Annotated in this window: 6 protein-coding genes; all 6 read right to left on the reverse strand. The window is 72.3% G+C overall.

Annotation, left to right across the window (positions count from 1 at the left end):
• Positions 1-62: 62 nt before the first annotated feature.
• A complete protein-coding gene (locus ACFWH7_RS19405) occupies positions 63-1,037 on the reverse strand; it encodes a carbohydrate ABC transporter permease (RefSeq protein WP_378219037.1) in 975 nt (324 codons plus the stop codon).
• Positions 1,027-1,914, reverse strand: a complete 888-nt coding sequence (locus ACFWH7_RS19410; RefSeq protein ID WP_378219039.1) for a carbohydrate ABC transporter permease — start codon at positions 1,912-1,914, stop codon at positions 1,027-1,029. The genes ACFWH7_RS19405 and ACFWH7_RS19410 overlap by 11 nt, the downstream gene beginning before the upstream one ends.
• A gap of 2 nt (positions 1,915-1,916) precedes the next feature.
• Entirely contained in the window at positions 1,917-3,251 is a 1,335-nt protein-coding gene (locus ACFWH7_RS19415; protein ID WP_378219041.1) for an ABC transporter substrate-binding protein, read from the reverse strand.
• A gap of 51 nt (positions 3,252-3,302) precedes the next feature.
• The gene (locus tag ACFWH7_RS19420; protein WP_378219043.1) at positions 3,303-4,934 is read right to left on the reverse strand and encodes an FAD-dependent oxidoreductase; all 1,632 of its coding nucleotides are present in this window, start codon (positions 4,932-4,934) and stop codon (positions 3,303-3,305) included.
• On the reverse strand, positions 4,931-6,073 hold the full coding sequence (locus ACFWH7_RS19425) for a LacI family DNA-binding transcriptional regulator (RefSeq protein WP_047234390.1): 1,143 nt from the start codon (positions 6,071-6,073) through the stop codon (positions 4,931-4,933). Before ACFWH7_RS19425 ends, ACFWH7_RS19420 begins: the two co-directional genes overlap by 4 nt.
• 239 nt (positions 6,074-6,312) lie before the next feature.
• Positions 6,313-8,255, reverse strand: a 1,943-nt coding sequence (locus ACFWH7_RS19430; RefSeq protein ID WP_378219046.1) for a beta-xylosidase family glycoside hydrolase, incomplete at its 5' end; no start/stop codon positions are given.

Raw genomic sequence — 8,255 nt, forward strand, 5'->3', positions numbered from 1 at the left:
AAATAGTCGCCGGTCCTGGGCAGGATGGCGACTATTTCATGCACTCACGGGTGGGTGGTCCGTCAGCCCTTGAGGCCCGAGTGGGCCAGGCCCTGGACGAACTGCTTCTGCGCGACGAGGAACACCGCGAGGACGGGGAGCACCGTGAGGGTGGTCGCCGCGAGCTGCACGTTCCACATGGGCCCGCCGTACGCGTCGACGTACTGCGTGAGCGCCTGCGGGAGCGTGAACCGGTCCTTGCTGGACAGGTACACGATCGGCTCGAGGTACAGGTTCCACGACTTGAGGAACGTGAAGATCGCGACGGCCGAGATCGCCGAGCGGGACAGCGGGAACGCGATCCGCCAGAAGATCCCCCAGCGCCCGAGGCCGTCCATGCGCCCCGCCTCCTCGAGCTCGCCCGGGAGGCCCAGGAAGAACTGGCGCATGATGAACGTCGCGAGCACGCTCGGCGCCCCGAGGATCGGGATGACCACGAGCGGCCAGTGCGTGTCGATGAGCCCGAGCGAGTTGACCATCCGGAACAGCGGGACGATCGTCACCTCGGACGGCACGAGCAGCCCGACGAGGACGAGCAGGAACAGCGCGTTCGCCCCGGGGAACCGGATGCGCGCGAACGCGTACCCGGCCATCGACGACACGAGGATCGTCCCGACCGTCACCAGCGCCGCGATGTAGAGGCTGTTCCAGTACTGCTGCGCGAACGGCTGCAGCCGGAACACGTCCCCGTAGGCCGCGAACGACGGGTCCTGCGGCCACAGCGTCGGCACGGCGCGCAGGATCTCGCTCATCGGCTTGAGGCTCGACGTCGCCATCCACCACGTGGGGAACACGAAGGGCACGCTGAGCACGACGAGCAGCGCCACGAGCGCCCAGCGTCCCCATCGCCGCCGCGAGCGCGCGGCGCGGTCGCGGCGCGCGGGCGCGTGCGCTGCCCCGTCCGGGCCGTCGCCGCCCGGGCCCGACGCCGCGGGCCGGGCGGGGCTTCCGTCCGCGCCCGGGAGCGTGGCCGGGCCGGGCATCACGTCAGACTTCATGGAAGACCCACCTCTTGCGCGTCTGCCACTGCACGAGTGTCAGGACGAGGACGATGACGAACAGCAGGACCGAGATCGCGCTCGCGTAGCCGAAGTCGTTGAAGCGGAACGCCTGCTGGTACAGGTAGTAGACGAGCACCGTGGTCGAGTTGCCCGGCCCGCCGCCCGTGAGCACGGCGATCTGCGCGAACACCTCGAGCGAGCCCACGATCGTGAGGATCGAGACGAGCAGCACGGTCGGGCTGATGAGCGGGAGCGTGATCGACCGGAAGCGCCGCCACGCGCCGGCCCCGTCGATGCGCGCGGCCTCCTGGACCTCCTCCGGGACGCCCTGCAGCGCCGCGAGGAACAGGATCATGTTGAGGCCGACGTTCTTGAACACCTGGACGACGATCACCGAGATCATGGCCGTCGTCTCGCCGCGCAGCCAGTTCGGGCCCTCGATGCCGACCAGCGACAGGAACCCGTTGATCCCGCCGTCGGCCTGGAGGAGGAAGCTCCACACGATCGTCCACGCGACGAGCGACACGACGACCGGCGAGAAGAAGAACGTGCGGAACGTCGTGGTGCCCGGGAGCCGCTGGTTGAGCAGCACCGCGAGGACCAGCGCGAGCGAGATGTTGAGGACCACGAGCCCGACCGAGAACCACAGGCTCGCGAGCAGCGAGTCCCGCAGGCCGGGGTCGGAGAGCATGCGCTCGTAGTTGTCGGCGCCCGCGAACGTGAACGTGTTCGCGAGGACGTTCCACTCGTGCAGCGAGTACCAGACGACGACCACCAGCGGCGCGACGACGAACGCGAGCGCGCCGAGCACGGCGGGCGCGACCATGGTGTACCCCACGGCCGCGTCCCGTCGTGCGAGTGCGGAGGACGCCACGCTCAGTCCTCGAGCAGGGGCTGGATCGCCGCGCAGGTGTCGGCGAGCACGCCCTCGACGTCGGCGTCCGCGGTCCACAGCGCGTCGAGCTCGGCGCGCACCGTGTCCTGGAGCTTCGCGAAGTTCTGGTGCGACGGCTTGGTCACCGCGCCCTGGATGCCGTCGACGACGACCGCCTGGAGCTGGTCCTCGCTGAGCTTCGGGTTCGCCGCGCCGAGCGTCTCCGCGTTCAGGAGCGACTCGCGCGGCGGCGGGAAGTACGCCGCGAGCGTCTCGGCGTTCTCCGGGTTGGTGAACCACGCGAGGAAGTCGGCGGCGACGTCCGGGTGCTCGCCCGCGGCGAAGACGCCGATCCCGGCCTGGCCGATGACGTTCTGCTGGCCCGCCGGTCCTGCCGGCAACGGCACCACGTCCCACCCGAACGAGTCGTCGAGCGCGGACGCACGGCTGATCTGCGTGATCGTCATGGCGGAGTCGCCCGCGAAGAAGTCGGCCGTCGTGCCCGGGCCGGGCATCGCCTTGTCCACGAACGTCGCGTCGTGGACCCACGTGAGCGCGTCGACCATCTCGGGGTCGGTGAACGTGCACTGCGTGCCGTCCTCGCTCCACGGCGCCGCGTCCCAGCCGTCCCAGACCGTCGACAGGTTCTCCCACACCTTGTAGTCGAAGTCACGCACGACGAGGCCCTGCTTGCCGGACGTCGCGGCGGCGGCCGCCGAGATGTCGCGGGCCCGGTCGTACGTCCACTCGCCCGACGCGACGAGGTCGGCCGGGTTCGGCTGGCCCGCCGCGGCGACCTGGTCGGTGTTGACGAACATCGCGAACGGCGAGTTGGAGAACGGGTAGGCGTAGAGCCCGCCGTCCTGCTCCCACAGCGCGAGCGACGAGTCCAGGAGGTCGTCGTACTCGTACCCCTCGGTCTCCTGGAGCTTCGGGGCGACGTCCACGAGCGCGCCGCTCGCGACGAACTCCGGCGCGTAGCTCTCGAGGATCCACGCGAGGTCGGGAGCGTTCCCGCCCGCGAGCTGCGTGGTGAGCGACGTCGTGTAGTCCTCGAACGGGATCGTCTCGAACGTCACGCCCGAGACGAGGTCGGGGTTCTCGGCGACGTACGCGTCGGCGATCTCCTGGAACTGCGCGAGCTGGGTCTCGTCCGCGGTCCAGACGGTCATGCGCAGCTCGACGGGCTCGCTCGGCGTGCTCGGCTCGCCCGCGACGTCGTCACCGCCGCCGGAGCACGCGGTGAGGACGAGGGCGAGCGCTGCGCCTCCGGCGGCCAGGGGTGCGCGCACGAGGCGGCGCCGGGTCGGGTTCCGGCGCGGGGTCAGGGGGGTCATCAGTTCTCCTTCGGACTGAGGGTGGCCGTGTCGGTGCGGGTCGGGCCCGCGTCAGTAGGGGTGCGCCTCGGCGGGCCAGCGCAGCTCGACGCCTGCCCGGACGAGCTCGTCCTGGTAGTCGGCGAGCAGGTCGGCCTTGGACTGGACGGCGTGCGGCGTGCGCCCGGTCGCGAGGCAGTGGGCCGCGAGGTGACCGGCGGCCTCGCCGATGTTCCACTCGACCGGGTGCAGGCGGTAGCAGCCGTTGGTGATGTGCGTCGTGCCGATGTTCTTGTTGGCCGCGAGCAGGTTGGTCACGCGCTGCGGGAGCAGCGCGCCGAGGGGGATCTCGAACGGGGTCGACGCGACGTCGATGTACGTGTCGCCGCCCGTCGACGGGTGCAGGTCGATGCGGTACATGCCGACGCCGACCGAGTCGTCGTAGCGCGTCGCGCCGCGGTCGCCGCGCACGGCGTACGAGACGTCGTTCTCCGTCACCGTCGTCACGGCGCGCAGGCGGCGCGACTCGCGGTGGTAGGCCGCCTGGGCGAGACCGTCGGCCGAGCCCATGACGTCGGGCCGCAGGCGCAGGCCCGGGAAGCCGGTCCCGCCGTCGAGGCGGGGCGCCTCGGTCTGCATCCAGTAGAGCATCGAGAGGCTGAGCTGCCGGGCGTCCGCGATGCGCGCCTCCTCGACGTCGCGCGGCACGTCGAGCACCGGCGCGAGGAAGTAGTCGATGCTCGGCCAGTTCACGAGGCACAGGTCGCTCGCGTAGTGGCCGGGCGCGAACAGGTCGCGTGCCGCGATGCGCCGGAACGTCCACAGGTTGCCGTCGCCCGGGTTCTTCGACTGGTCGGCGTCCACGGCGCGCGCGTCGTCGCCCGGGTTCGGCGTGAACGACCGCACGTCCATCGCGAGCGTGCGCGGGTTGGGCGCCTCCCACGACAGCATGCGCCGCCCGTTCCACGGGCCGGGGGTGTAGGTGCTCCAGAAGTCGTAGCGGTCGGGCCGGTCGATGGTGTGGTCGCCGTCCACGTGCTCGACGGCGAAGCACACGCTCAGCGCCTGCACGTTGTCCGGCTGCGCCTCGTCGGGAGCGCTCGGCTCCCCGGTCTCGCGGTTCGACTCGAACCCGGTCACGTACTCGGTGCCCGTCAGGGGCAGGAGCTCGCCCGTCTCGGTCGCGTCGACGACGAACGCGGCGTGGACCGTCACGGCCGCGCCCGTGGCGTCGGCAGAGACCGGGGTGAGCGTCACGGAGGTGACGCGGTCGCCGTCGGTGGTCGCCGCCGTCGGGCGCACGCGCTCGAGCAGACGGATACGGCCCGCGGACCGCCAAGGGGCGAGCATCTCCTCGAGCACCCCGACCGCGACACGCGGCTCGTGGCACAGCTTGGAGACCCAGCCCGCGCCGGGGTTGAGGGCGTCCCACGTGCGCGCGGCGTCGGTGAGCGGGTAGGAGCGGCGGTAGACGTCGCGGATGCCGTCGCGCAGCGCGCGGTAGCGCGCGGTCACGCCGAACCGCTCGACCCACGCGCTCTCGTCGGGCGGCACCGCCTGGGACGTGAGCTGCCCGCCGATCCACGGGTGCTCCTCGGTGAGGACGACGCGGGCGCCCCGCTCGGCAGCGGCGAGCGCGGCGGCCACGCCGCCGAGCCCGGCACCGACGACGAGGACGTCTGCCTGGAGGTCTGGATGGGTCACGCTGGTTCCGTTTCTCTGGTGCTCTGGTGCTCTGAGGTCTGCAGGGACGGTCTGGCTGCCGGGGGCGGCGCCGGCGGTGGCGCGGCGACGGTCTCGCCGTCGACGTCGACGCACTCGAGGAGCTGGTGCAGCTCGTCCTCGGGGACGCGGGCGGCGCGCGCGGCCTTGCGGTCGGAGCGGCCCGAGCCGGACTCGGCGACGAGGCGCGAGAGCAGGACGAGGGCGCGCGCCCCCATCTCCTCGCGCGGGATCGAGAACCCGGACCACCGGCGCCCGCCCGGGCGCCCGTGGTGCGGCTGGCCCAGGAGGAGGAAGGAGACGTCGTCGGGCACGCGGACGCCGCGCCCCTCGAGCTCGTCGACGAGCTCCTCGGGGTAGTTCTCGGGGGCGACGACGACGGCCGTGAGGCGCTGGTCGACGATCTCCGCGGCCGTGGCGGGGACGTCGTCGAGCTCGACGAAGCGCACGGTGAGCCCGTGCGCCTTCATCGTGGCGCGGTAGGCGTCGACGCGGTCGAGCGTCGGCTGGTCGGTGCCGCGCGGCCCGACGTAGCCGATGCGCTCGTGACCGAGCTCGACGAGGCGCTCGACCTGGCGAGCCGTCGCCGCGACGTAGTCGGCGCCGACGTAGGGCAGGCGCCCGCCGTCGCTGCCGCGCTTGCCGATGAAGACGAACGGGTAGTTCGTGTCGAGCAGGTGCTGGAGCTCGCCCCGGTCCTCGTGCTGGCCGAGCAGCAGGCAGCCGTCGGCGATCCCGAGGCGCTGCCAGCCGTCCCGGGTGAGCCGGCGCCGGCCGTCGACGACGCGCGCGCTCGTGAACAGCAGGATGTCGATGCCCAGCTTCTCGGCCGCGTGCTCGATCCCGACCAGGAACGGGCCGTAGAAGTCCCGGCCGGCGCGCGGGAAGGTCGCCTCATAGGTGAAGACGCCGAGGATCTGGTTGTGCCCGCCCGCGAGGCGCTGCGCCACGGGGTTCGCCGAGTAGCCCGTGATCCGGATCGCGTCGAGCACGCGCTGACGGGTCTCCTCGCTGATCCGCACCCCCGCGGGCGTGGAGTCGTTCAGCACGAACGAGACCGTCGCCTGGCTGACGCCCGCCATGGCGGCGACGTCGGCCTGGGTGATGCGGTGCCTCGGCATGGATCCTCCTCGATCACGTCGTCGATGACGTGCGAGGAGTCTCGCCAGCGCACGGCCCGTGGGTCAACGCCGTAATACGCATTATTACGTCGGGAGCAGCGCGGATCCGCCGCTCGGCCCGCCCCGGGTGATCCGCATAATCGGCCGGACGCGTCAGACCTGCCGGGGATGCACGACGGGCCCAGGGGCGCACTCCGAGGTGCGTCCCTGGGCCCGCTGCGCGGCCCGTGCGTGCCGCGCTATCCGCAGGTCAGCGCGTCGTAGGTCGCCGAGGTCGAGCCGTGCTGGGCACCGTCGGGACCGACGACGTCGACCGTCGCCTCGCCGCCCGCGACCGACGTCGAGCGCGTCGCGAAGGACTGGTAGGCGCTGCGCCCGGGCGCGACGTCGGCCACGGTGCGCTCACCGAACGGCGTCACGAGGCGGACCGTCGCCGCGGCGTCCCCCTCGTTGCGCGCGGTCACCGCGACGTACGCGCGGCCCGCGAGGCAGCGGGTCGCGGTCTGCACCTCGACGGCAGGCTCGTCGTCACCGCACGCGGCCACCTCCTCGGCGGTCGGCGTCCAGCGGAACCAGTCGAACGACGCGACGATCTCGGGCGGCGTCGCCGACCCGCGCATCGCGAACGGCCCGACGCCCGTCGCACCGAGCGCAGCGACGTCCACGGTGCGGCCCCACGGCGCGAACTCGACGCCGTCGACCGACACCGACGCCTGCACGGCGCTGCCGTCGCTCGCGAGGCGCAGCCAGAACGTGCTCCCGAGGTCCGACGGCGGGACGACCGAGTCGAAGCCCGTGTTGCGGTCGGTGCCGTTCTGGCGCCAGATGAACTCGAGGCGCGGGCCGAGCGAGCCGTGCACGAGGTCGAGCTTCGCGTAGTTCGCGTCGTCGCGGTACAGGAGCAGGCCGCCCTGCTGGAAGCGCTCGGCCGGGGAGACGGAGACGGCCGTCGTGACCTCCCACGGCCCGTCCGGGACGACCTGGAGCGGCAGCGACGCACCGGCCACGCCGGTCGGGTACGTGGGGACGCGCAGAACACCGTCGGCGAGCTCGTGCCGGGCGCTCCCCGCCCGGACGACGGACCACCGCGCCGGGTCGAGCATCGCGCCGTCGAACTCGTCGGACGCCGCGCCGCTGCACTGCTCGCGCAGCGGGTCGGGGTCCTGACCGGGCTCGGGCGGCCGCACGGCGTCGGGGTCGCGCTGCGCCCACGCGATCGTCGCGCCGAGGCGGTCACCGGACTCGTAGAAGAGGTACGTCTCGTCACCGTCCGTGACGATCTCGGGCGCGGCCACACGGCCGACGTCGTCGCCGACGCCCGAGGCCTTGTGCAGCTCCCACCGGGGGCCGACCTGGGTCATGGTCGGGTCGAGCGTGCGGGCGAAGGTGATGCCCGTGGAGCCGTGGTAGACCACGTAGAGCTGGCCCTCCCACTCCCACAGGTTGCCGCCGGACACGTTCGTCCCGGTCGCGGCGTCGGGCACGACGAGCGGGTCGGGCCGCACGTCCCAGGTCTTGCCGTCGACCGACTCGGCCACCTTGATGCGCCGGATGTTGTCCGTGCGGTTCTGCATGTACGTCATGGCGAACCGGTAGCCGGACGACGGGTCCGGGTGCTCGACGACGCGCGCGTACGACGTCTCGGTGGTGCCCTGGCCGCCGTCGGCGTTCGTCACCGCGACCCCGGAGTCGTCGAACGTCACGCCGTCGGACGACGTCGCCCACCGCGTCGTCGAGTTCTCGCCGTGGAAGTACAGCAGCACCTCGTCGGTCGCGTCGTCCCACAGGACGTCGGGCGACGAGACGTGCGAGACGTGCTCGTAGAAGGGGAGCCACTCGTTCGCGACGATCGGGTTGTGCGCGTACTCGGTCCACGGGCCCTCGAGCGAGTCGGCGTACATCAGCGAGATGCCGCCCGGGGAGTCGTGCGGGGCGTAGTAGAGGTACCACTCCCCCAGCGGGTCGTCGAGGTAGGCGCCCGCGTGGAAGACGCTGGGGAAGATGAACTCGTCCGTCGGGTTGTAGGTCATCGACTCCTTGTCGGTGATCACGCCGCGGTACTCGAAGACCGGGAGGTCGGACGCGGAGGGGGCGTCGGCCGCCGCGGCCTCGGATGCGGCGACGACGGCGGCCGGCGAACGCCCGGCCCCCGCCCGGGCGACCGCGCCGGCCCCCCGCCAGG

It is taken from the genome of Cellulosimicrobium cellulans, assembly GCF_042723955.1.
GTDB classification, from domain to species: domain Bacteria; phylum Actinomycetota; class Actinomycetes; order Actinomycetales; family Cellulomonadaceae; genus Cellulosimicrobium; species Cellulosimicrobium cellulans_H.

Excerpts from the sequence above, each read along its gene's own strand:
- ACFWH7_RS19425 (WP_047234390.1), bottom strand. The coding sequence starts at position 6,073 with ATGCCGAGGCACCGCATCACCCAGGCCGACGTCGCCGCCATGGCGGGC.
- ACFWH7_RS19405 (WP_378219037.1), bottom strand. The coding sequence starts at position 1,037 with ATGAAGTCTGACGTGATGCCCGGCCCGGCCACGCTCCCGGGCGCGGAC.
- ACFWH7_RS19415 (WP_378219041.1), bottom strand. The coding sequence starts at position 3,251 with ATGACCCCCCTGACCCCGCGCCGGAACCCGACCCGGCGCCGCCTCGTG.